Raw genomic sequence first — 20,693 nt, 5'->3', positions numbered from 1 at the left:
GGATAATCGATGTAAAAGTAAAAGATTAGGTAAAGAAGCAGACCCAGGGAATGCGGTCGGGCCTGCCTCTTTACACGGTATTAGAGGTAGGAAGTAAAATTATTGCTGTTCTGCCAGAATTCCCGGCAGGTCTGGCGCTGCCCTTCCAGGAACTCCTGGTCTTTTTTGAGGCTTTTCCAGTCCCCGTAGCCCAGGCGTTCGCAAAGCTTAAAAAAGCTGTCGCCCTGGTTCTGACGTCCTTTGACCCGTACCAGAGCGCTCAACAGCGGTCTGCCGGCAGCATGCTCAGACTCTGATATTTCATCAATGACTTCGTTGAGCTGTGACTTTTCGTAAGAGTTCTCCAGGTTAAGCCCCAATTCAGCTTCCAGGACCAGATTTTGAAACGACATCAGGTGAGCTCGTCCTCGGGCTACTTGAATCAGTTTTTTTCGTACGCGTATGTTCATTGTTCTATCAAAAAGTGAATCGCAGCAAGTAAGGAATACCAACTGGCAAATATAGCAGGAAACCTGCTGCACATTTTTCAAAAAATCTATATAGTTATGTTATACTCCAAAAGCAGCTTTAGGTTGCCTTAGAATGCAATTAGCAGCCAACCAGGTATACCTGCTTCATCCCTTGTTACAGGACACCCTTGATTCACAATCAGTTACTCGGGAACATTATTTTTGAAGATGGCGTGGCTGTTTTTCGGAAAGATATTTCCAGTAGCGCTTCGGGATGTGGCGCAGGTGAAGTTTGGAATTTTTGCGCTCCGGTACGTTCACATGATCGAAGTATACCTGCCAGAGTTGCTGATATTTCGCCTCCTCGGCGTCATAGCGGTCCTCCGTCAGGACGCCATACCGGGTGGGTGCCATCGCCTGCGCTTCCAGGTTGATGAATGAGGTGGAAACCAGGTCATAGTAGGCCCCATACCTACGCCTGGTATCATAAATGGCCCAACGCTGGTCGGCATAGCGCTTCTGGAAATGACGAATGATCAGCGGCAACACGTTAAAGTCTGGCGAAATGACGGCATAGAACAAGCCATCTGCCGTTTTCTGAAAACGGACAAAGGCTTCCATGCGATGTTTTTCACGGTGTACCTGTTTGTGCACCTGCTGCACCTGGAGCACGCAGGGAGTCGTATAATTGCCTTCTATACTTCCGTTGAAATCAAACGCGAGGCGTGCATAGTCAAACACCAGTTGTTCAAACCCGGTCTGCTCCCACAGGTAGGTATAGTAGAGCGATTCCAGGGCAGTGGCGGTCAGTTTGCGCTGCAGTCCCTGCCACACACGGCCGGCTTTATTCTCGTCGGTCACCACCCGGACGGTATCACCAAACATGGAAGGCTGCGCCAGTTGCTCCTGCTCGATGGAAGTAGGCCAGGCTTTCCGCTCATAGGCCTCAAACACGACCGTCAGCAGTCCCTCAAAGGAGCCGTCGTAGGTATAGAGGTGCATCGGCAGCTTCTTGTTTTACTGTTTGGCGTTGTAGTTCACGCGACCTTTTTCACGCTTGCCATCCGTCTGCATTCTGGATGAAAGGCTCTTCAGATGCGGCACCAGCATATTGAGTTTGCAGCAGCAGGAAACACGGGCAACTTTGGTTGAATTTCTCATCGTTTTTTGAATTGGTTGAAAGGATGTATGATTCGGTTGATTACATAATTCGTCTGAAATATTTTTCGCCTGAGCCATGGTACTAAAATTATTGGTTAACCCACCTGCCGGAACAGGTCCAGTTGCTGCGTGAGCAAGGCGCTCCGGACAGAGCCGTCACCAAACAAGATCTTGCGGCGCAGTTGCGCTGAGTCAAACTCCTGCCGCTGCAGGCTTTTGGTCTGGCAGGTGATAAAGTACTTCGCCCGCTTCAGCACCACGCCCATCTTCCGCAGGTGCTCAAAGCTGAGCGGCGCAAAACGCCTGGCCGACACAATCTTTTTAGCGGACTTTACGCCTATACCCGGCACACGCAGGATCAACTCGTAGTCTGCCGTGTTCATCTCTACCGGAAAGAAGTGGCGGTTGCGCAATGCCCACGACAGCTTCGGGTCTATTTCCAGGTCCAGGTTCGGGTGCTGCTCATCCACTATTTCCTTCACATCGAATCCATAAAAGCGCATGAGCCAGTCGGCCTGGTAGATGCGGTTCTCCCGGATAATGGGCGGCTCGGTGAGGATAGGCAAGCGGTTGTCGGTGCTCACGGGCACATACCCGGAGTAGTACACCCGCTTCAGGCTGTAGTTCTTGTAGAGCTGGTCTGATAACTGCAGGATCTGCCGGTCATCCTCAGCAGAAGCTCCAACGATCAGCTGCGTGCTCTGCCCGGCCGGCGCAAAGGCAGGTGCGGACTTAAACAGCTTGCTGTCCTCTTTAGCCTGCACCAGTTGCTGCCGGATAGAACCCATCGGCACCAGTATCTCGGAGTAGCTCTTTTCGGGCGCCAGTTGCTGCAGACTTTGCTCCGACGGCAGCTCGATGTTCACACTGAGCCTGTCGGCGTAGCGGCCGGCTTCTTGAATCAGCTCATCGCTTGCCCCGGGTATTGTTTTCAGGTGTATGTAGCCGTTGAACGCATGTTCCTGCCGCAGCTTTTTGGCCACCCGCACGAGGCGCTCCATAGTATAATCGGCGTTCTTGAAAATACCCGAGCTCAGGAAAAGCCCCTCGATGTAATTGCGCCGGTAAAAATTGATGGTCAGGTCCACTACTTCCTGCACCGTAAAGGCCGCCCGTTTGATGTCGTTGCTTTTGCGGGTAACACAGTAAGCACAGTCATAAATGCAGAAGTTGGTGAGCAGAATCTTGAGCAGGGAGACACAGCGGCCGTCCTCGGTATAGCTATGGCAAATGCCCATACCTTCCGAGTTACCCAGCCCCTTGTTGTCGTTCTTGCGTTTGCCACCACTTGACGAGCAGGAAACGTCATACTTCGCAGCATCTGCTAATATTTTTAGTTTATCGTTTATCCTGCTGTCCATTTGGCATTTATAGTTGTTGAACCGGATTTAAAATTAGCTAAAGCATCCGTAATAACCCAAAATAATTAGCATTTTTATTTATTAACAATCTTTCCACAGTCTTATTAACTAATAAAATTAGCAATTATTTAACCACCAACCTTTACACGTATACCCTTTAAATATTCGCATTGGCCTGCGCTGCAATAGAGCAGAAAACGTTATATTAGGAGGCTAAACCTTATATTAGCAGCTTTACACCAGAGTTAGCAGCCCACAACTTTCATGTTTTCATTGCACCTGTCTGTCTTTCGCTTCACTGCAGTAGTCCTCCTGGGGCTACTACTGCAGGCGGGCATTTGCCAGGCGCAGCAAGTGCCTACCCGGCAGGACACCCTGGTTGCTCCCGCTGACACCACCTTCCGCAAGTTTGATGACCGCGTGATGAACAACCTGCGCGAACTATCGAAGCGCAAGACCATCATGGGCAAACTGCTGAAGGCGATCCTGGTGTTTGACCGCAAAGACGAAGAAGCGCTCGGGCTGGATGCCGAGCTGATCCAGCGGGAATATGAGCGGCACAACTACAAGATCGTACGCCGGATCAATATCATGACCCTGGATGCCCTGGGGTATTCTATTAATGACACTACCCGCGTACCGCGCAACTTCCTGGAGAAAGCCGGCAACTCGCTGCATGCTAAAACCCGGCGCTCGCTGGTGCGCAACAAGCTCCTTTTCCAGACGTTGGAGCCCTTGGAGCCCCTGGCACTGGTCGAGTCGGAACGCTTGCTGCGCCAGACGGATTACCTCCTGGATGCCCGCATCATCGTAGACGAACGCACCACGACCGAGGACAGCGTGGATGTATTTGTGATCACTAAGGACATCTTCAGCCTGGGCGGCTCGGGTTCCTATTCTCCTTCTTCTGGCTCCGGCCGGGTGTCGCTGCGGGAGCTCAACTTCCTGGGGCTGGGCCACCAGGTGCGTGGCCTCTACCGCTTCAACATGGACCGCCCCCGCTCCTGGGAGGTGGCAGCCGGGTATACCATAGAAAACATCAGCAACACCTATATCCGCTCGGAACTGAATTATGTAAATGAGAATTTCTACAAAGAAAAAAGCGCCTTTCTGCGCCGCGATTTCTTCTCCACCACTACCAAATATGCCGGAGCCCTGGGTATAGCGCAGGTAGAAGAACGGTTGCTGCTGCCCTCCACTCCCGAAGACACGGTGCAGCGTTTCACGGATCTGAGCTACAACCGCCAGGATTTCTGGCTGGGGCGTTCTTTCAAATTCAAGAGCTATAACCTGGGCTACGAACCACGGGGCAGGGTGATTGCCGGGCTTCGCCTGATCAATACCAACTACGGCGTAAAACCATCCGATGCCTACCAGGACAACATCATGATCCTGGGCAGCCTGGGCTACAGTGTGCGCCGCTACTACAAAGACCGGTTTTTGTATGGTTTTGGCCGTACGGAAGACGTGCCGGCAGGCACGCTCATTTCCGCCACCTATGGGTATGAAAAAGGCAAGTTATTTGACCGCCGCTACCTGGGCTTAGACCTGTCGGTGGCCCGGTATACCCCTACTTTCGGCTACCTGTATGGCCGGGCCGGGTATGGCTCCTTTCTCCGGGGAAGCAAACTGGAACAAGGCGTGCTGGAACTGGAATCCCTCTACTTCACCAGGCTCTACGAAAAAGGCAACTGGAAGCTCCGACACTTCGTTACCGGGCACGGCACAATCGGCCTCAACCGCAACCCCGAAGAACTGCTCTCCATCAACAACGAAGATGGCTTGCGGGGATTCCGGTCTGACCTGCTGCGGGGCAACCGGCGCATCGTCCTCAACTATGAAGCCAACCTGTACACGCCTTTTTCGCTCTTCGGCTTCCGGCTGGCCACACTGGCCTTCCTCGACGTCGGCTGGCTGTCTTCCGGCAAAAAGAGTTCTCCGCTCCAGAACAAACCTTACAAAGGCTTTGGTGTAGGTATACGTTTCCGGAATGAGTACCTGTCCTTCAGCACAATACAGATCCTGGTGGGCTATTATCCCAAGATCCCGCACAACGAAGACTTCAGCAACTTTAAGGTGTACGAGTCCTCCCGGCCATTTTATGATTTTGCCGATTTTCGTTTTGAAAGACCGGGTGTCGCCGAATTTCGCTGATATTTTGTATCCTTTTGGGCTCTTTTCTGTACAAAGACAGAACATTTACAAACCCGAACATGGAAAAGCTAAGAGAAAAATCAGAATATGAAGGCAACCCGGTAGGACTCTCCAAGATCACGGCAACTGCAATGGCCCGTGAACTGGACCGACATCTGTCTTCTTTTATCACCTTATTCAACCAGTACCACAAGCACCACTGGATGGTAGAAGGTCCGCAGTTCCGTGACCTGCACCTGTTCTTCGAGGAGCACTATACCCAATTGCACGAGCAGTACGACGCGTTGGCCGAGCGCCTGACGGTGATGGGCTACTGCCCGACCTGCCACCCGGCCAGGCAGATAGAACTCTCCTACATCCAGCATGAGGAGGAAGGCGTGTTCCGTATCCGGGAGATGCTCCAGAAAGACATGGAAGATGAGAAGACCATCGCCGTGGAGTTGCGCAAGTCCATCAAACTGGCTTTACAGCACGAGGACTTTGCCACCAAAGCGATCCTGGAAGGCATCCTGATCAAAACCGAAGACCGCTGCCACCACATCGAGCACTTCCTGGGCGAAGACGGCCTGTCCATCGGACTGATCGCCACCCCGGATGATATCCTGGAAGAAAGCGACAGCAAGTCCAACGGCAAAAGCGATTCGAAAGCCGGCAAGAAAGCCCCTGCAAAAGCCAAAGCCTAATATGAAGGCTTATCCTTTCAAAAAGGCAGCTCGCGCGGGCTGCCTTTTTGTTTGCTTCCCGCACAAATCAGGAATACAGGTATAGCCGCCCGGCCTGGCAGGCTTTTCCCGGATCTTTAAACATTTTGTATCCTTTCAGGTTGTTTCCTGTTTATAAGATTAAATGGGCAGGTAGCGATCTAGGATAGCAAAACAGGTATAGCAGACATTTCGCTCATCTCATTTCCGGTTTCACTATATTTGTGAAATTTAGCAATACATCCCACCAATAGCATATGGTTGATCTTGGCAATTACAACGAACTGGAGATAGCACGCGAAGTAGATTTCGGTGTATACTTAACCTCAGAAGATGGCGACATCCTGCTGCCCCGCAAGTATATCCCGGAAGGCGCAAAGGTTGGCGACAAAGTGCGCGTATTCGTATACCGCGACTCCGAAGACCGGGTAATTGCGACCAACCTGACCCCTTACGCCACCGTGCGGGAGTTTGCCTGCCTTACCTGCAAGGATAGCACCCCTTTCGGTGCCTTCCTGGACTGGGGACTGGAGAAAGATTTGCTCGTACCCCTGCACAACCAGAAGGAAAAAATGCGGCCCGGCCACAAATACTGTGTCTATATCTACCTCGACGAAACGTCTGACCGCATCGTGGGCACCACCAAGCTGGGAAAATACCTGCACAACGAAGACGCGGGCACAGATCTGACCGAGAACCAGGAAGTAGACCTGCTGGTGGCAGGTTTCACGGAGATCGGCATCAAGGTGATCATCAACAACAGCTACATGGGCATGCTCTACAAAAATGAGGTATTCCAGGAGCTGCGCATGGGTGACAAAGTGAAAGGCTACATCAAGGCCCTCCGGCCCGACGACAAAATCGACGTCACGCTGCGTGCGCCCGGCACCACCGGTCAGGGAGAGTCTTCCGACGCTGCCGATAAGATTCTGGGTGTATTGCAAAAGGCGAAAGGCTACCTGCCCCTGTCGGACAGCAGCAGCCCGGATGATATCTACCGCATCATGGGCATGAGCAAGAAGACCTTCAAGAAAGCCATTGGCAGCCTCTACAAAGCCGGGAAGATCGAAATTGCAGAAGACCATATCCGGCTTCCATCCGACGAAGAGCAGGTATAGCCTGTGCGTCGGGTGCGCGCTTCCCCTTCGCCCGGCCCAGCTGCCTGCCTGAAATCCGGGTTGAGAAAGCACTTTCCTGTGGATAAGACCAGGGCGGGCTAATATCCCGCTGAAAGTTGCATATTTTCCAGACTTTACAGTAGTTAAACACGTACTTTTCAGCGTAACGAATTGCACATGCAAAAAACCCGAACTGCACTGATAGCCGGGGCAAGCGGACTGGTAGGCAGCCATTTGCTTCAATTACTTTTACTGAGTAACAGGTATAGCCAGGTGATCTCTGTCGGACGCCGCGAACTGCCCCTGATCCACCCGAAACTGGACCAGCAGCTGGTAGATTTCGACGACCTGAAACGCTATAAGTCGGAACTGGTAGCAGATGACGTGTTCTGTTGCCTGGGTACCACCATTAAGAAAGCGGGAAGCAAAGAAGCCTTTTACAAAGTGGACCATACCTATGTGACACAGCTGGCTGCCATTACGCTGGAAAAGAAGGCCACACAGTTCCTGGTGGTATCGGCGATGGGGGCTGATGCCGGTTCGATGGTCTTCTATAACAAAGTGAAAGGCGAAATGGAGCGCGATGTGCAGCAGATGGGGTTTCCGGCCCTGCACATACTCAGGCCTTCGCTGCTGCTGGGCGAGCGCGAGGAGCATCGCACGGGCGAAGAACTGGGAGCGAAGATCATGAAACCACTGGCTGGCCTGATGATCGGACCGCTGCGCAGGTACAGGCCGATACAGGCCGAAACAGTAGCCAAAGCCATGCTGCAGGCTGCCTCCAGCGACGGACTCGGCGTACACATATACCCTTCCGACAAAATAGAGCAGCTCGCCAGTTAACTCTACCGGCTGCTCCCCCGTAAGTGGCTAGGCGATCATCTCCTTCACTACTATGCCGAAGCAAAGCTTACACCATGCCTTCCCCAAGGCATCCCAATACGACCCGGAGTGGGTACGAAAGCATTCCATGGGCGAGAACGTCCTTTTCAACCTCGAAAGCCTGACCAAGTCCCTCCAACTCAAGCCGGGCATGCGGGTGCTCGACCTGGGCTGCGGCAAAGCGATCAGCTCTATCTTCCTGGCCATGGAGTTCGGGGTCACCGTCTGGGCCGTCGACGAGGCTGTTTCGGCCAGCGACAATTATCAGCGCATCCTCAGCGAAGGCTGCGAAGACAAGGTGTTCCCGCTGGAGATGGAAGCCCGCTCCCTGCCTTTTCCTGAAGAATACTTTGACGCCGTGATCGTAGTCGACTCCTATACCTATTTTGGGACGGACGAAAAATACCTGCCTTACATTGCACGCTTCATCAAGCCCGAAGGCCATATCGCCATTGTGGATGTGTGTTTCACCAAAGAGATAGATACACCGGAGCAGGCGCCGGAATTCCTTCGGGAAGATTATCAGAACTATTGGTACTTTATCCATACAATAGACTGGTGGCGCAAGCTGTGGGAGAAGACCGGGCTTGTGCAGATTGAGGCCGCTGAACAACTGCAGGAGGCGGAACTGGTGCGGGAGCAGTACATCAAAGATTATGAAAAGGAGGACGAGCCCGACGCGTTTGCCAAGGCATTAAAATCTGACGATCAGAAGTTTATCACCTTTTTCAAGCTGATCGGGCAGCGCACCGGAAAGACGGCCTACCTGCAGTCCTACAAGTGAGTGGCATAAAAAGTTACACCAATCCGCAATATTAGTTTTTTACAACGTTAGAAGTTATAATTTTGCACCCTGCCGGCAAGAGGTGCTTGCCCGGTGAGCTGCATGTTTAACTTTTAGCAAAACAATGAAAACATTTTATCGCGTAGGTTTCACCCTAGCCTTGGTGATGACGCTGGCTTTCGGTGCCCAGGCGCAACAGTACAAGACTGGCATCGGCTTCAGAGGAGGCGTTGCTTCCGGCCTTACTATAAAGCATTTCATCAAAAGCGATGCTGCCATTGAAGGTATCCTGAGCACCAACTTCAGACACAGAGGTGGGGTGATCACCGTACTTTATGAAAAACACGCCCCTGCCTTCAACGCGAAGGGGCTGCAGTGGTACTATGGCCTGGGTGGCCACGTGGGCTTCCACGAAGGACGCCACTACTATGTGCGTCATCACAAGCACTACGATGAGTACTATCACGACAACGTAGTGAGCTTCGGTATCGACGGGGTGTTGGGTCTGGAGTACTACATCCGTGACATTCCGTTCACCATCGGTGCTGACATCAAGCCATACTTCAACATACCGCGCGGCGGTGGCTACTGGGATTCAGCCCTGCACGTGCGTTACGTATTTTAGTACTGCGTTTCAATAACAAAAAAGAAGGCCTGCTATACCTCAACAGCAGGCCTTCTTTTTTATTTCTCCTCAGTTTAGGCTACCTGACGGGGATTAAGTACTTGCTGACTATTACGCCACCCAGCACGCCATACCCATTGGTGTCGTTCCGGTGCACCTGGGTATACTCCGCAAAGGGATTGTCATCATTATCGCGCTGAGACTGCAGCGTCTGGTAGAACAGGTATTCATCCCTAGTCAGCTGCTGTACCTGCACTTCCAGGTAATGTGTGTACCTTATTTTCCCATTCCATCTCAGAAGTTGGCACCATTACCCGGTTACTCAGCGTGATCTGGCCCGAGTTGTAGAGCTCGTCCGAAAACAAGGTGCCTAACCAGAGCTGTTCCTCCATACCACGCGGTGGAATACAGGTAAGTTTGTGTTCATAGAAAGATCGAAATGAATTGCCAGGAAAACCGATAGCACCAGACACACCTGCACATCCTACAAATAAATAGTATATTATAAATATATACTTATCCCGATATAATGCAACAGGGGCTGCTCTATATTTAGAGCGGCCCCTGCCAAACTATTTCTATCTTTTATCTATCGACGCTGTTTATGCAATACCTGTTATGTTGTATACCTATTATGCTATACCTGTTTTACTTTTTTAGGAACTCCGATACGAGAAAGGTATTGTATAACCCGCTGCCGGAATGCTCGTTCAGGAAAAGGCAATACAGCAACACCGTGTCTCCGTTTCTGACCTCTTCGGCAAATGGTGCCTCGAGTTGCCGCTGCATCGGCGCCCAGAACCGTACGTCACCCGCCTGGAACAAATACTCGTGCTCCAGCAGCTCCTCCAGCTGACCGGGGTCACCTACCGTCCTACCCAGCACATACTGCATGGATTTCATAACCTTGGCATCCAGCCTTCTTTTGAGTCCCAGGTAAGTTGCCGCAAACCGATACTTGCCGGCCCTGAAATAGTGGGCTTCTTTTCCGGAAATAGCTTCTATGCTGTCGGCATAATGTTGCTCAGAGTCCAGGAGCTCCGCCAGGTTGATCAGGCTATACCTCTCATCCCATTTTTCAAAACCTGCCTGCGCAAAGCTCTGCCCTGACAAGAGCAGGATGAGACTAAGTATACCGAGCACATTCTTCCACATACTTTCAAGGCTGGGAGCATCTTAAAACGCAATATGCACCAGGGCGTCGCCCTGGTTGATCACCGGCATGTTGTTGAGGCCGATCACGTAACCGGCGGCCGGGGCATTCAGGCGCACTTCCATTTCACCATAGGGATCTGTGATGCTGCCAATGTTCTGGTTTTTCTTCACGTAGTCCCCTTCCTTCACCGTGCACCGGAACAGGCCGGCATTCTTGGCCCGCAGCCAGATATCCTTCATACAGATTTTCGTGGCCTCTGTTGCCATGGGAGCGCTCGCTGCCATACCCAGGTGGTGCAGCAAACGGCTGGTTCCTTCAATACCCATAACGATGCCGCGCTCGTCAAAGCGCAGCGATTCGCCTGTTTCGTATACCAGGATGCGCTTGCCCAGTTTGGCGGCCTCCTTGCGCAGGGAGCCCTGCCGGAAAGGGGCATTCAGGGTGAAGGGAGCGGCAAAGGCCTCTGCCATCTCCTGGTTGCGTTCGTCTGCCAGCACGCAGCGTATCTGCGGGTAGTTGCCCCTGCTCGAGCCGCCTGTATGGAAATCTACGCCATAATGTACGTAGGGCATGACCTCTTTCATGAACTTGTGGGCCACCCGGCTGGCAAGCGAACCCTCTTTGTTGCCCGGGAAGCTGCGGTTCACGTCTTTCCCATCCGGCACCTCCCTGGAGAAATTCAGAAAACCATAGATGTTGAGGATAGGTACGGCGATGATGGTTCCCTTCAGCGGGTACAGCATTTTTTTGGTGAGCATGCGCCGGATAATCTCCGTGCCGTTCACCTCGTCGCCGTGCATGCCGGCCATCAGCAAGACCACCGGCCCGTCGTGTACCGACCGGAACACATAGACCGGTATATCGATCACCGTGCCGCTCGGAAGCTTGGAGATCACCAGTTTGGTCAGCACCTTTTCCCCACGGTCTATCGCTACCCCGTTAATCTTAATCGTCTCAGGCATGCTATTCACTTACTCGTTTAGCCGCTTTCTTCTGAACCAGGCCTTCGACATACTCAATGATTCTGCCTGCAATGTCTTTCTGGGTAGCTTTTTCGATCCCCTGAAGCCCCGGAGAAGAGTTTACTTCCAGTATGAGCGGTCCCCGCTTGGACTGCAGCATGTCTACACCTGCCACTCCCAGGCCCAGGGATTTAGCTGCCAGCAGGGCGGCCGCTTTTTCCTGCCGGCTCAGTTTGATCAGGGTCGCATTGCCGCCGCGGTGCAAGTTGGAGCGGAACTCGCCTTCCTTTCCCTGCCGTTTCATGGCCCCGACGACTTCTCCGTTCACGACAAAGGCCCGAATATCAGCGCCTGCCGCTTCGGATATAAACTCCTGCACAATGATACGGGCCTTCAGGTTGTGGAACGCCTCGATCACCGACTCAGCTGCTTTCCGGGTCTCCGCCAGTACCACGCCCAGCCCCTGGGTGCCTTCCAGCAGTTTGATCACCAGCGGGGCACCGCCTACTTCTTTCACCAGCCCGGAGGTTTCTTTGGAATAATTGGTAAAAGCGGTCTTTGGCATGCCCAGGCCTGCACGTGACAGGATCTGGCTGCTGCGCAGTTTGTCGCGGGAGCGCACAATGCTCTGGGAGTCCACGGCGCTCTTTACCTTCATCATCTCAAACTGGCGTACGACCGCTGTCCCGTAAAATGTAACCGAAGCTCCGATCCGCGGAATCACGGCGTCAAAACCAGTCAAGCGCTCTCCTTTGTACAGTATGTGCGGGTCACCCTGTTCGATTACCAGGTCGCAGCGCAGGTGGTCCAGCACGAGAACTTCGTGCCCGCGTTGCTGCGCCGCCTCTACCAGGCGTTGGGTAGAGTATAACTTGGGGTTGCGGGAGAGAATCGCTATTTTCATAAAAACTATTTATTCTTTTTCTGTTTGTTATTGAATTTGAGAGAGACGTTTTTACGGGAAACATCTACTATAAACCTTCCTTTGAGCAGTTTGCGGCCGATCAGCACCGGATACTTCATGTCACTGCGGTCAGAGAGGGAGAACTCCGCCTCTATCAGTTCATCGAAAAGCTGGATCTGGGTCGTGATCACATAACGCTCCTGCACATCGCCGAATGAGTTACGGATATCACGCAGGGTATAGTCAGAAAACTCCAGTTTTTTATGGTTGTACTGCGGGTGAGACGGGTCTAATAAGTCGAGCGCGATCACTTTGGTTCCGTCCGGCCGTACTTCTTCGTGTATATCGGAGCAATGTATGGCCGAGGTATAGGCGCCCGTGTCTATCTTGGCTTCGATTTCCTCAATGCCCAATTTAGGGAAGGCGACCATTTCACGCCGTCCGATCACTTTCTTTTCAGTTTTGGGCTTTTTTAGTTTTTCCTCTTTCATCGATGGCCAATTTAAGGATAATGGACAAGGTATGCGGCATGCGGCTTACTTTTTTGAAAAGCCTCTTGCAGCCGGTGCCATACCTGGTCCCTCTTAAACGGAAGGAGAAGCCGGAGGTATAGCACCTGTTTTTTTCCGGTGCAGCAGCTCGGCTACTTCCTGCAGCAGATGCGAATGCCCTGTCTGGAGTATCACCAGCTCCCCTTTCTCAAGTGCTTTCACAAAGACACTCACCCGCCGGGGCGAAATGATCTGATCGAATGCTCCCAGGAACATGGTAACGGGTACCTGCTGCGTGTTGAGTAAACGGACAATATGCCGGATATCAAAATTCAGCTCCCGAAAGCCGATCCAGCTGCGGTATACCCGCAGGCGTTTCTCGGTGCTGTCCATCTGGTAACGGGCAAACCGGAGGAGGCTTTTGTGGATCATGTTATACCGGTTGAGCACGTTGAGGAGCCTGAAGAAAGGCTCTGGTTTGAGCACCGTGCGCTTGAAGAGCTGTTGCAGCCAGCCCGGGTAGGTGGCGATGTTGTACCAGAAGCTGGTCTTGATGCCGTCCGGCGCGATCAGGAAGAGCTCCTTTACCTGCTCCGGAAAACGCTCTACTAGCGTAAGCGCAAACTTCCCCCCCATGCTGAAGCCCATCAGGGAGAAGGCTTCTATCTGCTCTTTGCGCAGAAATTCTGCCACGATCTCCTGCAGAAAATCCTTGTCCAGCGGCATGTTGTTTTTGTGCAGCTGGCTCTGGCCGTGAAAGAAAAGGTCGAACGCAAAAATGGTATAGTCGCCCCCCAGGGCATGCTCCATGGGCAGGTAGTAGCTGCCGCTCTGGCCATAGCCGTGAAAAGCCAGCAGCGCCTGGCTGCCTTGCCCCAGCACCCGGTAATGTAGTTTTGTTCCTTCGTGAATGATATAAGGCATTCTTAGGTATAATGAGAGCTCGTCTGAAATTGTCAGGTATAGGCTGAAGTCTGCAGGTATAGCGCCTAAGCTGATCCGGCAGCAGCCTAAGACTTATTCGGCATGCATACAAATAAGGTTGGTCATCAGGAGCATTATTTACGCAGAAGCAGAAAAATGTGCCGGTTGGCAAACTTGTGGCGGATCACAACTTCGACACGCCCCCGGATACAATAAACTTCATCACATCGCTGCTGGGCAGGTCCAGATATACCACGTGCTTCTTGGGCACGACGAAAAGCTCCCCTGAGAAATTATAGGAGTGCGGGAAGTACACCGCTACACGGTCTTCCAGGTTGAGGGAGCTTATTGTTTCCTGGGTTACAAAGCCAAACTTGAGATTTTCTGACTCCTCCGACATCCTGACCATCACGGGCTTGTTGAACTTCTGGTTGTCGCCCACGAAGGCATCGAACAGGTCTTTGATACTCGAATATACAATGCCGACAAGAGGCACTTTGTTGAACCATCGCCCGGTGACAACGATGAAGGGTTTTACAAAGAAGGAAGAACTGATAAAGCCTACCAGCGTGAGCAAGATGAACATCAGCAGGATGCCCAGACCAGGTATACCCAGGTCAAACAAACTGTCGAGCCAGTCAATGATGGCGGCCACGATCCATACCGTGATCGTAAAAGGGGCAATGATGAGGAGCCCGTTCAGGAAATAGCGTAGAATACGTCTCATACCGGATGATTCACAAAAAAGGCTCTGCCAAAGCAAAGCCCCAGGCAGCAATATGCTACCCCTATCAGTAGTGCAACAAAGCTATGCTAATTGCTCTAAAGCTATACTATCTGAAGATTAAATTTATTGATGCTGTCTGCCACCTGCTGCATCAGCCACATCGGGGTGGAGGTAGCGCCACAGATGCCGACACTCTCCGCGTTGGCAAACCAGGCTTTGTCCAGTTCCTCTTCGTTTTCGACAAAGTAGCTGTTGGGGTTGTGCTGCTTGCACACGCTGTAGAGCGCTTTCCCGTTCGAGCTTTTCTTTCCGCTCACAAACACCACCACGTCGTGCTCTGTGGAAAACTTAGCCAGTTGCGGCTCCCGGTTCGATACCTGGCGGCAGATGCTGTCGTTGGCATTGAAGGCAGGCACGGTGCTGTCCTGGTTGGCCTGCCGGATACGCTCCTCGATCAGGGCCTTGATGTGGTAAAACCCTTTCGTGCTCTTGGTGGTCTGGCTGAACAAGGTGACCGGGCGCGAAAAGTCTATCTTATCCAGATCCTCTTCCGTCGTGACAATGATGGCCTCATCTCCTGTCTGGCCGGCCAGGCCGATCACTTCCGCATGGCCTACCTGCCCGTAAATCACGATCTGCCCGCCCTGTGTTTTATCTGAGTCAAAGGCATGCTTTACCCGGTTCTGCAGCTTGAGCACTACCGGACAGGAAGCATCTACCAGCTCAATGTTGTTTTCTAACGCTAGCTTATAGGTTTCCGGCGGCTCCCCGTGCGCCCTAATCAGCACCTTGGTGTTGCGCAGTTCTTTGAGTTGCTCCCGGTCGATGATGCGAAGGCCTTTTTTGTAGAGGCGGTTCACTTCCATGCTGTTGTGCACGATGTCGCCGAGGCAGTAAAGCTCCTCACAATTCTCCATTTCGTCCTCTGCCATCTGGATGGCAAATTCCACACCGAAGCAATAACCGGAATTCTTATCTATCGTTACGTTCATTTCTTTTTTCTCTATTCCTGTAAGGCGTACTCTCCGTTGAAGATACGGGAAGTGACCTTGTTGAGTACAAACTCCACCTGCTCATCGATGGTCATGTGCGAGGTATCCAGCAAAAAGGCATCATCGGCGCGTCGTAGCGGACTTTCCTGGCGGGTAGAGTCGATGAGGTCACGCTTGAGCAAATTCTCCTTGATCTCGCCCAGGTTGATGAGCTGCTTCTTGGCCAGCAGTTCATCCTGCCGGCGCTTGGCGCGGGTGTCCACATCGGCGGTCATGAATATCTTCACTTCCGCATCCGGAAAAACAGCCGTACCGATGTCGCGCCCGTCCATCACCACACCCCGCTTTCTGCCCATTTTCTGTTGCTGCGCCACCATGGCCCGGCGCACTTCTTTGACCACACTCACTTCGCTTACCTGGTTGGAGATGTACATCCTGCGAATCTCATCCTCCACATTAAGGCCATTTAGGAATACTTCGTTCCGTTTGGCCTTTGGGTTGTAATGAAAGGAGACATCGATTTTATCCAAGGCGTCTTTTACCTCTTTGGGATTGGTAAGCGTTACGTGGTGGTCCAGGAAATAAAGTGTAACCGCTCGGTACATAGCGCCCGTATCGATGTAGGCATATCCAAGTTCGGCAGCCACCAGTTTAGCAGTTGTACTTTTGCCGCATGAGGAGTAGCCGTCTATGGCGATCACAATTTTTTTCATGATAAGCTGCTGGGAATTAGTTGGAGTCGCAAGGGCATGGTGCGTTGCCACGCTTGCTTTTTTTCATGTAGGATGCCGTCTTTTTCTGTTGAGGTGTTTTCGCAGTGCAGCCTGCCAGTGTGCCGGTGGCCAGAAATCCTGCAAGTACCAAATATGAAATTATCTTTCTCAAAACGACTGAATTTAATGCAAATATAAAGTAATTTACGGGTTCAAGCCCTATTCAGGGGCAATTTAAATCACCAAGCCATTCCTGCCATGCACAGCCCATATACCGTTAGCGGACGCATCCTAGACCTGCACCAGCAAGAGATTTTTGAAGGCACAGTTCATGTGTCAAACGGCCTGATTTCTAAAATAGTTCGTGAGGCGACCTCCTCGACCCGGTATATTTTGCCCGGCTTCGTGGATGCCCACGTGCACGTGGAAAGTTCCATGCTGGTCCCCTCGGAATTTGCCCGCCTGGCTGTTCCGCACGGCACGGTGGCCACCGTTTCGGACCCCCACGAGATTGGCAATGTGCTCGGGCTGAAAGGGGTAGAATACATGGTAGAGAATGGCCAGAAAGTGCCCTTTAAGTTTTACTTCGGTGCCCCTTCCTGCGTGCCGGCAACGCCTTTCGAGACAGCCGGTGCTGAGATAACGGCCGCTGACATCGAAACCTTGTTTCAGCGGGACGAAATTAAGTACCTGGCCGAAATGATGAACTGGCCGGGCGTACTGCACCGCGACCCGGTGGTGATGGAAAAGATCGCTCTGGCCCAAAAGTATGGCAAAGCTGTGGACGGGCACGCGCCCGGCCTGCGCGGCGAACAGGCAGCGCGCTATGCATCGGCCGGCATCACGACCGACCACGAATGCTTCACGGCCGAAGAGGCGCTTGACAAACTGGCCGTGGGCATGAAAATTCTCATCCGCGAAGGCAGCGCCGCCAAAAACTTCGAAGCGCTCATCGGCCTGCTCGCCGATTACCCGGATCAGATCATGTTCTGCTCGGACGACAAGCACCCCGACAACCTCGTGGAAGGCCACCTGAACCTGCTCGTGAAGCGGGCGCTGGCCAAAGGCCACGACCTGTTTCATGTGCTGCGGGCCGCCTGCCTCAACCCCGTGCTGCACTACCAACTGGAGGTAGGACTGCTCCGCGAAAACGACCCGGCCGACTTTATCGTGGTGGATGACCTGGAGAACTTTGGCGTACTGGCTACTTATATCAACGGGCAGCTGGTGGCAGAGAACGGGAAGACCCACATCAGCTACACGCCCAGTGAGGAAGTCAATAACTTCAATACCGAGCCGAAGCAGCCAGAGCAGTTCCGGCTAGCGGCAGACAGCGCCACCAAAATCCGAGTCATTGAGGCCTTTGACGGACAGTTGATCACGCACCAGGTATGGGCCGAGCCAAAAACCGAGCAGGGCTACCTGGTGTCGGACCCGGCGCAGGACGTGCTCAAGATCACGGTCGTGAACCGCTACGAAAATACTGATCCTGCGGTGGCCTTTATCAAAAATGTAGGTATAGCGCGGGGTGCCATCGCCTCCTCCGTGGGGCATGATTCGCACAACATCATTGCGGTGGGGGTGGATGACGAGAGCATTGCCCGCGCCGTGAACCTGATCATCCGGGCCAAAGGGGGCGTTGCGGCCGTAGATGGTGCGAGCGAGCAGTTGCTTCCCCTGCCCGTAGCCGGCATCATGTCTGCTGCCGATGGCTATGAGGTGGCCCAGGCTTATTCGGCCATAGACCGCATGAGTAAGGAGTTGGGTAGCAAGCTGGCCTCCCCTTTTATGACGCTTTCCTTCATGGCTTTGCTCGTGATTCCATCGCTCAAGCTCAGCGACAAAGGATTGTTTAACGGAGATGACTTTAAATTCGTACCTGTAGCTGAATAGTATACCTGGTCATATCCAGGTATAAGACCCAAGCCCTGAGGGGCTCTAGCGAATGGAGGAATTTATCATTTTTGTTGTCGGTGCGCTCGTGAGCGGGTTCGGCACTATTATCGGATTTGGAGGCGGAGTGTTCATGGTGCCCATCCTGATCATCTTCTTTGGGTATAACATCGAGATTGCCATCGGTGCTACCATGTCTGCCCTGGTGCCGGCTTCCATCATCGCTTCGGTTTTCAACCTTCGGGACAGGAGTATCGATTACCTGGTCGGTTCGCTCATCCAGTTCCCGGCTGTGGCCGGCACTGTTCTGGGTGCTTTTATGGTCGCCTTTCTGCCGGTGGCGGAGTTACAGCTCTTCTTTGCGTTGTTCGTGGTGGTAGTGGGTGTCTACATGGTGGCTCCTCCTAAGAAAAAAACCAGACGGCACTCGGGTATGATGTACCGCATTCGCCGGGCTCCTACGTCCTTTATCCGGAAGAACAGGGCCAAGCACCTGGCCTACCGCCTCAATGCAGGTATAGTGTCTGTGTTTGGTTTCGTATCCGGCATCATCGCAGGACTTTTCGGGATTGGGGGCGGCTTCCTGCAAACGCCCATCATGATCAAACTCTTCCGTATACCTTCCCAGATCGCTACCTCCACCTCACTGTTTATCCTGGTGATCACCAGTTTTACCGGTTTCATCAGCCACTACCTGCTCGGGAATGTGCTCTGGAGCCGCAGCTTACCCCTGATGGCTGCTTTTGCCCTGGGTGCCGTTGGCGGCAACCTGATGAAAAAGCACCAGCCTCCGGCTCAGAACATAGATAAGCTCATCGGGATCGGACTGCTGCTGGCGGGCGCGGGCGTCATGCTGAACCTTGCGATCAAGTCTAATTTCGGCTTTTCCTTCTAAATGAAAACAGCGTGTAGAGAAGGCTACTTCTCTACACGCTGTTTTCATTTAGACCTTCCCGCAGGCTTACTTATTACTTTCTTCTACTTTGAAATGTTTTGCGATCAGCGCATTTACTTTCTCAGCTGACAGGGGCTTGGTGAGGTACTCTGCCTGATACTTCCGGGCCGCTGCTGTATCCTGCGGATGGGTGGAGGTGGTCAGCACAGTCAATACGATGCTCTTTCGGAAATCATCACTCAGGCGCTTGTAGAGGTCGAGCATCTCAAAACCATCCATCACCGGCATGTTGATATCCAGAAAGATAAGCTGCGGCTGAAAATAATTTTCATCGGTATGTTCGTAATTATTATTACTCACATTGTAGAGGTAATCAAAGGCCTGCTTTCCATTGACAAACGTGCGGATGTTATCGGTTACCTGCATCCGTTCGAGCAGACGCTGGTTCAGGAAATTGGTGGTGTCATCGTCGTCAATAAGTAAGATGCCTGATAGTTTTTTCATAATTTAAATCAAAATGCAGCTTTCATACTTGAACATGGAAAGCAAATAATAAAGGGGAATGCCGGCTCCAACTTCAAAGGCTACGTCGGCAGGGCCACCCACGTTTTCCATAATACGTTTCACGATGTAGTCCTACCCCGTCTCCCACTGCCCCGGTTATGCAACCGCTTGAAAAGGGGGAACATCTTTTTTCGTTTCCACGAAGCTCAACCCCACTGGAATTAACCGCTACAAACAAAAATATAGAATCTTCTCCAACATTCGTACTAAAACTTGCAATTGCTTGCCGGTCAGGTAAGCTGTACATCAATGCATTAATCAGAAGACCGTAGAAAACACCCCTCCGATCGCTGCGTTTTATGCCGGTATCGGGGCACCTTGCAAAGTCAACCGGAAGGCATGCATTGGGCTGCACGACACCATCAGCAACGAATTTTGACCTGCTATACGCACTGAGCCTTTCCTGTAGAAGACAGTATGCAGGAAAGCACAAAAAAAGGCCTGCAACGAACGTTACAGGCCTTTCGGGATTGCGTAGGTATGACGAATTAGTCGATGTAGCCTTGGGCCCGCATCCAGTCATCGTTGTATATTTTGGCCAGGTAGCGGGTACCATGGTCCGGCAGCAGTACCACGATCACGTCGTCCTCTGTCAAGTTGTTTTCACGGGCATACTCCAGCGCACCGAATACCGCCGTTCCGCAGGACCAACCCACAAACAGGCCTTCTTCTTTGGCTAACCTTCTGGTCATAAGAGCGCCGTCTTTGTCCGTCACTTTGAGGAAGGTATCGATCACATCGAAGTCTACGTTTTTGGGCAGAATGTCTTCGCCTATACCCTCCGTGGCATACGCGTAGATCTCATTCTCATCAAAAATCCCCGTTTCCTTGTACTTCTTGAAAACGGAGCCATACGTATCGATGCCTACCGTGATGACCTCCGGCTTCTGCTCCTTGAGGTATCGGGAAATACCCGTCACGGTGCCGCCGGTGCCTACGCCGGTCACAAAGTGGGTTACTTTGCCTTCGGTCTGCTCCCAGATCTCCGGGCCGGTCGATTCGTAATGGGCTGCCCAGTTGGACATGTTGTCGTACTGGTTCGGGTAAAATGAATTCGGGATCTCCTCGTTGAGGCGCTTTGCCACCGAGTAGTAGGAATCCGGATGGTCGGGTGCCACATTGGTAGGGCATACCCTTACTTCTGCGCCTACAGCACGCAGGATGTCCATTTTCTCTTTGCCCTGTTTGTCAGACAACGTAAAAATACACTTATACCCTTTGGCAATCGCTGCCAGTG

At 52.4% G+C, this 20,693-nt stretch carries 23 protein-coding genes and 1 pseudogene; 8 read left to right on the top strand and 16 right to left on the bottom strand.

The features are described 5' to 3' along the window. Positions 1-80 precede the first annotated feature (80 nt). The 4 genes from OB13_RS02105 to OB13_RS02090 form a co-directional block, all read right to left on the bottom strand. On the bottom strand, positions 81-392 hold the full coding sequence (locus tag OB13_RS02105; protein WP_461488489.1) for a hypothetical protein: 312 nt from the start codon (positions 390-392) through the stop codon (positions 81-83). Positions 393-665: 273 nt separating this feature from the next. Beyond that, positions 666-1,451, bottom strand: a complete 786-nt coding sequence (locus tag OB13_RS02100) for a TIGR03915 family putative DNA repair protein (RefSeq protein WP_461488488.1) — start codon at positions 1,449-1,451, stop codon at positions 666-668. Between the two features lie 15 nt (positions 1,452-1,466). After that, positions 1,467-1,610, bottom strand: coding sequence for a hypothetical protein (locus tag OB13_RS02095; RefSeq protein WP_461488487.1), 144 nt, complete (start codon positions 1,608-1,610; stop codon positions 1,467-1,469). Between the two features lie 95 nt (positions 1,611-1,705). Continuing rightward, the gene (locus tag OB13_RS02090; RefSeq protein WP_461488486.1) at positions 1,706-2,971 is read right to left on the bottom strand and encodes a putative DNA modification/repair radical SAM protein; all 1,266 of its coding nucleotides are present in this window, start codon (positions 2,969-2,971) and stop codon (positions 1,706-1,708) included. Between the two features lie 264 nt (positions 2,972-3,235). On the opposite strand from OB13_RS02090, the gene OB13_RS02085 reads away from it, so the two are divergent. The 6 genes from OB13_RS02085 to OB13_RS02060 all read left to right on the top strand — a co-directional run bounded on the left by OB13_RS02085 (position 3,236) and on the right by OB13_RS02060 (position 9,235). Continuing rightward, positions 3,236-5,125, top strand: a complete 1,890-nt coding sequence (locus tag OB13_RS02085) for a BamA/TamA family outer membrane protein (protein ID WP_461488485.1) — start codon at positions 3,236-3,238, stop codon at positions 5,123-5,125. A 59-nt stretch (positions 5,126-5,184) separates the two neighbouring features. Continuing rightward, complete coding sequence (locus OB13_RS02080) at positions 5,185-5,808, top strand: Dps family protein (RefSeq protein ID WP_461488484.1); 624 nt, start codon at positions 5,185-5,187, stop codon at positions 5,806-5,808. Positions 5,809-6,083: 275 nt separating this feature from the next. Further along, entirely contained in the window at positions 6,084-6,944 is an 861-nt protein-coding gene (locus OB13_RS02075) for a CvfB family protein (protein WP_461488483.1), read from the top strand. Positions 6,945-7,121: 177 nt separating this feature from the next. Continuing rightward, complete coding sequence (locus OB13_RS02070; RefSeq protein ID WP_461488482.1) at positions 7,122-7,787, top strand: oxidoreductase; 666 nt, start codon at positions 7,122-7,124, stop codon at positions 7,785-7,787. Positions 7,788-7,839: 52 nt separating this feature from the next. Further along, positions 7,840-8,610: an SAM-dependent methyltransferase gene (locus tag OB13_RS02065; protein ID WP_461488481.1), complete on the top strand. Its 771-nt coding sequence runs from the start codon at positions 7,840-7,842 to the stop codon at positions 8,608-8,610. A gap of 124 nt (positions 8,611-8,734) precedes the next feature. Then, entirely contained in the window at positions 8,735-9,235 is a 501-nt protein-coding gene (locus OB13_RS02060; RefSeq protein ID WP_461488480.1) for a hypothetical protein, read from the top strand. A 79-nt stretch (positions 9,236-9,314) separates the two neighbouring features. On the opposite strand, the gene OB13_RS02055 is transcribed toward OB13_RS02060, so the two are convergent. The 10 genes from OB13_RS02055 to cmk form a co-directional block, all read right to left on the bottom strand. After that, complete coding sequence (locus OB13_RS02055; protein ID WP_461488479.1) at positions 9,315-9,491, bottom strand: hypothetical protein; 177 nt, start codon at positions 9,489-9,491, stop codon at positions 9,315-9,317. Further along, the gene (locus OB13_RS02050) at positions 9,469-9,627 is read right to left on the bottom strand and encodes a hypothetical protein (RefSeq protein WP_461488478.1); all 159 of its coding nucleotides are present in this window, start codon (positions 9,625-9,627) and stop codon (positions 9,469-9,471) included. Before OB13_RS02050 ends, OB13_RS02055 begins: the two co-directional genes overlap by 23 nt. A gap of 256 nt (positions 9,628-9,883) precedes the next feature. Next, positions 9,884-10,390 carry a hypothetical protein gene (locus OB13_RS02045; RefSeq protein ID WP_461488477.1) on the bottom strand — a complete coding sequence of 169 codons (507 nt, stop codon included), beginning with the start codon at positions 10,388-10,390 and terminating at the stop codon, positions 9,884-9,886. A gap of 21 nt (positions 10,391-10,411) precedes the next feature. Further along, positions 10,412-11,353: a succinylglutamate desuccinylase/aspartoacylase family protein gene (locus tag OB13_RS02040; RefSeq protein WP_461488476.1), complete on the bottom strand. Its 942-nt coding sequence runs from the start codon at positions 11,351-11,353 to the stop codon at positions 10,412-10,414. Between the two features lies 1 nt (position 11,354). Continuing rightward, positions 11,355-12,257, bottom strand: coding sequence for a 30S ribosomal protein S6--L-glutamate ligase (gene rimK / locus OB13_RS02035; RefSeq protein WP_461488475.1), 903 nt, complete (start codon positions 12,255-12,257; stop codon positions 11,355-11,357). A 5-nt stretch (positions 12,258-12,262) separates the two neighbouring features. Beyond that, complete coding sequence (locus OB13_RS02030) at positions 12,263-12,748, bottom strand: ATP-dependent zinc protease family protein (RefSeq protein WP_461488474.1); 486 nt, start codon at positions 12,746-12,748, stop codon at positions 12,263-12,265. 93 nt (positions 12,749-12,841) lie between these two features. Next, entirely contained in the window at positions 12,842-13,672 is an 831-nt protein-coding gene (locus tag OB13_RS02025) for an alpha/beta fold hydrolase (RefSeq protein ID WP_461488473.1), read from the bottom strand. Between the two features lie 184 nt (positions 13,673-13,856). Continuing rightward, on the bottom strand, positions 13,857-14,399 hold the full coding sequence (locus tag OB13_RS02020; protein WP_461488472.1) for a DUF502 domain-containing protein: 543 nt from the start codon (positions 14,397-14,399) through the stop codon (positions 13,857-13,859). Between the two features lie 101 nt (positions 14,400-14,500). Then, positions 14,501-15,391, bottom strand: a complete 891-nt coding sequence (locus OB13_RS02015) for a 4-hydroxy-3-methylbut-2-enyl diphosphate reductase (protein ID WP_461488471.1) — start codon at positions 15,389-15,391, stop codon at positions 14,501-14,503. Between the two features lie 11 nt (positions 15,392-15,402). Continuing rightward, positions 15,403-16,104: a (d)CMP kinase gene (gene cmk, locus OB13_RS02010; protein WP_461488470.1), complete on the bottom strand. Its 702-nt coding sequence runs from the start codon at positions 16,102-16,104 to the stop codon at positions 15,403-15,405. 258 nt (positions 16,105-16,362) lie between these two features. On the opposite strand from cmk, the gene ade reads away from it, so the two are divergent. Together ade and OB13_RS02000 are read left to right on the top strand one after the other, a co-directional pair. After that, positions 16,363-17,997 carry an adenine deaminase gene (ade, locus tag OB13_RS02005; protein WP_461488469.1) on the top strand — a complete coding sequence of 545 codons (1,635 nt, stop codon included), beginning with the start codon at positions 16,363-16,365 and terminating at the stop codon, positions 17,995-17,997. 52 nt (positions 17,998-18,049) lie between these two features. Continuing rightward, positions 18,050-18,892 (top strand): sulfite exporter TauE/SafE family protein, encoded by an 843-nt coding sequence (locus OB13_RS02000; RefSeq protein ID WP_461488468.1) that lies wholly within the window; start codon positions 18,050-18,052, stop codon positions 18,890-18,892. A 66-nt stretch (positions 18,893-18,958) separates the two neighbouring features. Here OB13_RS02000 and OB13_RS01995 read toward each other — a convergent pair whose 3' ends face one another. Further along, positions 18,959-19,396 carry a response regulator gene (locus OB13_RS01995; protein WP_461488467.1) on the bottom strand — a complete coding sequence of 146 codons (438 nt, stop codon included), beginning with the start codon at positions 19,394-19,396 and terminating at the stop codon, positions 18,959-18,961. A 551-nt stretch (positions 19,397-19,947) separates the two neighbouring features. Next, positions 19,948-20,693, bottom strand: a pseudogene (locus OB13_RS01990) (pyridoxal-phosphate dependent enzyme); the annotation flags it as partial.

The organism is Pontibacter sp. HJ8, from assembly GCF_054824225.1.
The sequence above is the reverse complement of the archived record's forward strand: the minus strand, read 5'-3'. Positions and strand labels throughout refer to the sequence as shown.

Excerpts from the sequence above, each read along its gene's own strand:
- OB13_RS02100 (WP_461488488.1), bottom strand. The coding sequence starts at position 1,451 with ATGCACCTCTATACCTACGACGGCTCCTTTGAGGGACTGCTGACGGTC.
- OB13_RS02075 (WP_461488483.1), top strand. The coding sequence starts at position 6,084 with ATGGTTGATCTTGGCAATTACAACGAACTGGAGATAGCACGCGAAGTA.
- rimK (WP_461488475.1), bottom strand. The coding sequence starts at position 12,257 with ATGAAAATAGCGATTCTCTCCCGCAACCCCAAGTTATACTCTACCCAA.
- OB13_RS01995 (WP_461488467.1), bottom strand. The coding sequence starts at position 19,396 with ATGAAAAAACTATCAGGCATCTTACTTATTGACGACGATGACACCACC.
- OB13_RS02030 (WP_461488474.1), bottom strand. The coding sequence starts at position 12,748 with ATGAAAGAGGAAAAACTAAAAAAGCCCAAAACTGAAAAGAAAGTGATC.
- OB13_RS02025 (WP_461488473.1), bottom strand. The coding sequence starts at position 13,672 with ATGCCTTATATCATTCACGAAGGAACAAAACTACATTACCGGGTGCTG.
- OB13_RS02080 (WP_461488484.1), top strand. The coding sequence starts at position 5,185 with ATGGAAAAGCTAAGAGAAAAATCAGAATATGAAGGCAACCCGGTAGGA.
- OB13_RS02000 (WP_461488468.1), top strand. The coding sequence starts at position 18,050 with ATGGAGGAATTTATCATTTTTGTTGTCGGTGCGCTCGTGAGCGGGTTC.
- OB13_RS02020 (WP_461488472.1), bottom strand. The coding sequence starts at position 14,399 with ATGAGACGTATTCTACGCTATTTCCTGAACGGGCTCCTCATCATTGCC.
- OB13_RS02090 (WP_461488486.1), bottom strand. The coding sequence starts at position 2,971 with ATGGACAGCAGGATAAACGATAAACTAAAAATATTAGCAGATGCTGCG.
- OB13_RS02060 (WP_461488480.1), top strand. The coding sequence starts at position 8,735 with ATGAAAACATTTTATCGCGTAGGTTTCACCCTAGCCTTGGTGATGACG.
- OB13_RS02040 (WP_461488476.1), bottom strand. The coding sequence starts at position 11,353 with ATGCCTGAGACGATTAAGATTAACGGGGTAGCGATAGACCGTGGGGAA.
- OB13_RS02085 (WP_461488485.1), top strand. The coding sequence starts at position 3,236 with ATGTTTTCATTGCACCTGTCTGTCTTTCGCTTCACTGCAGTAGTCCTC.
- OB13_RS02105 (WP_461488489.1), bottom strand. The coding sequence starts at position 392 with ATGTCGTTTCAAAATCTGGTCCTGGAAGCTGAATTGGGGCTTAACCTG.
- OB13_RS02095 (WP_461488487.1), bottom strand. The coding sequence starts at position 1,610 with ATGAGAAATTCAACCAAAGTTGCCCGTGTTTCCTGCTGCTGCAAACTC.
- OB13_RS02015 (WP_461488471.1), bottom strand. The coding sequence starts at position 15,391 with ATGAACGTAACGATAGATAAGAATTCCGGTTATTGCTTCGGTGTGGAA.
- OB13_RS02050 (WP_461488478.1), bottom strand. The coding sequence starts at position 9,627 with ATGGAGGAACAGCTCTGGTTAGGCACCTTGTTTTCGGACGAGCTCTAC.
- OB13_RS02065 (WP_461488481.1), top strand. The coding sequence starts at position 7,840 with ATGCCGAAGCAAAGCTTACACCATGCCTTCCCCAAGGCATCCCAATAC.
- OB13_RS02070 (WP_461488482.1), top strand. The coding sequence starts at position 7,122 with ATGCAAAAAACCCGAACTGCACTGATAGCCGGGGCAAGCGGACTGGTA.
- OB13_RS02045 (WP_461488477.1), bottom strand. The coding sequence starts at position 10,390 with ATGTGGAAGAATGTGCTCGGTATACTTAGTCTCATCCTGCTCTTGTCA.
- cmk (WP_461488470.1), bottom strand. The coding sequence starts at position 16,104 with ATGAAAAAAATTGTGATCGCCATAGACGGCTACTCCTCATGCGGCAAA.
- ade (WP_461488469.1), top strand. The coding sequence starts at position 16,363 with ATGCACAGCCCATATACCGTTAGCGGACGCATCCTAGACCTGCACCAG.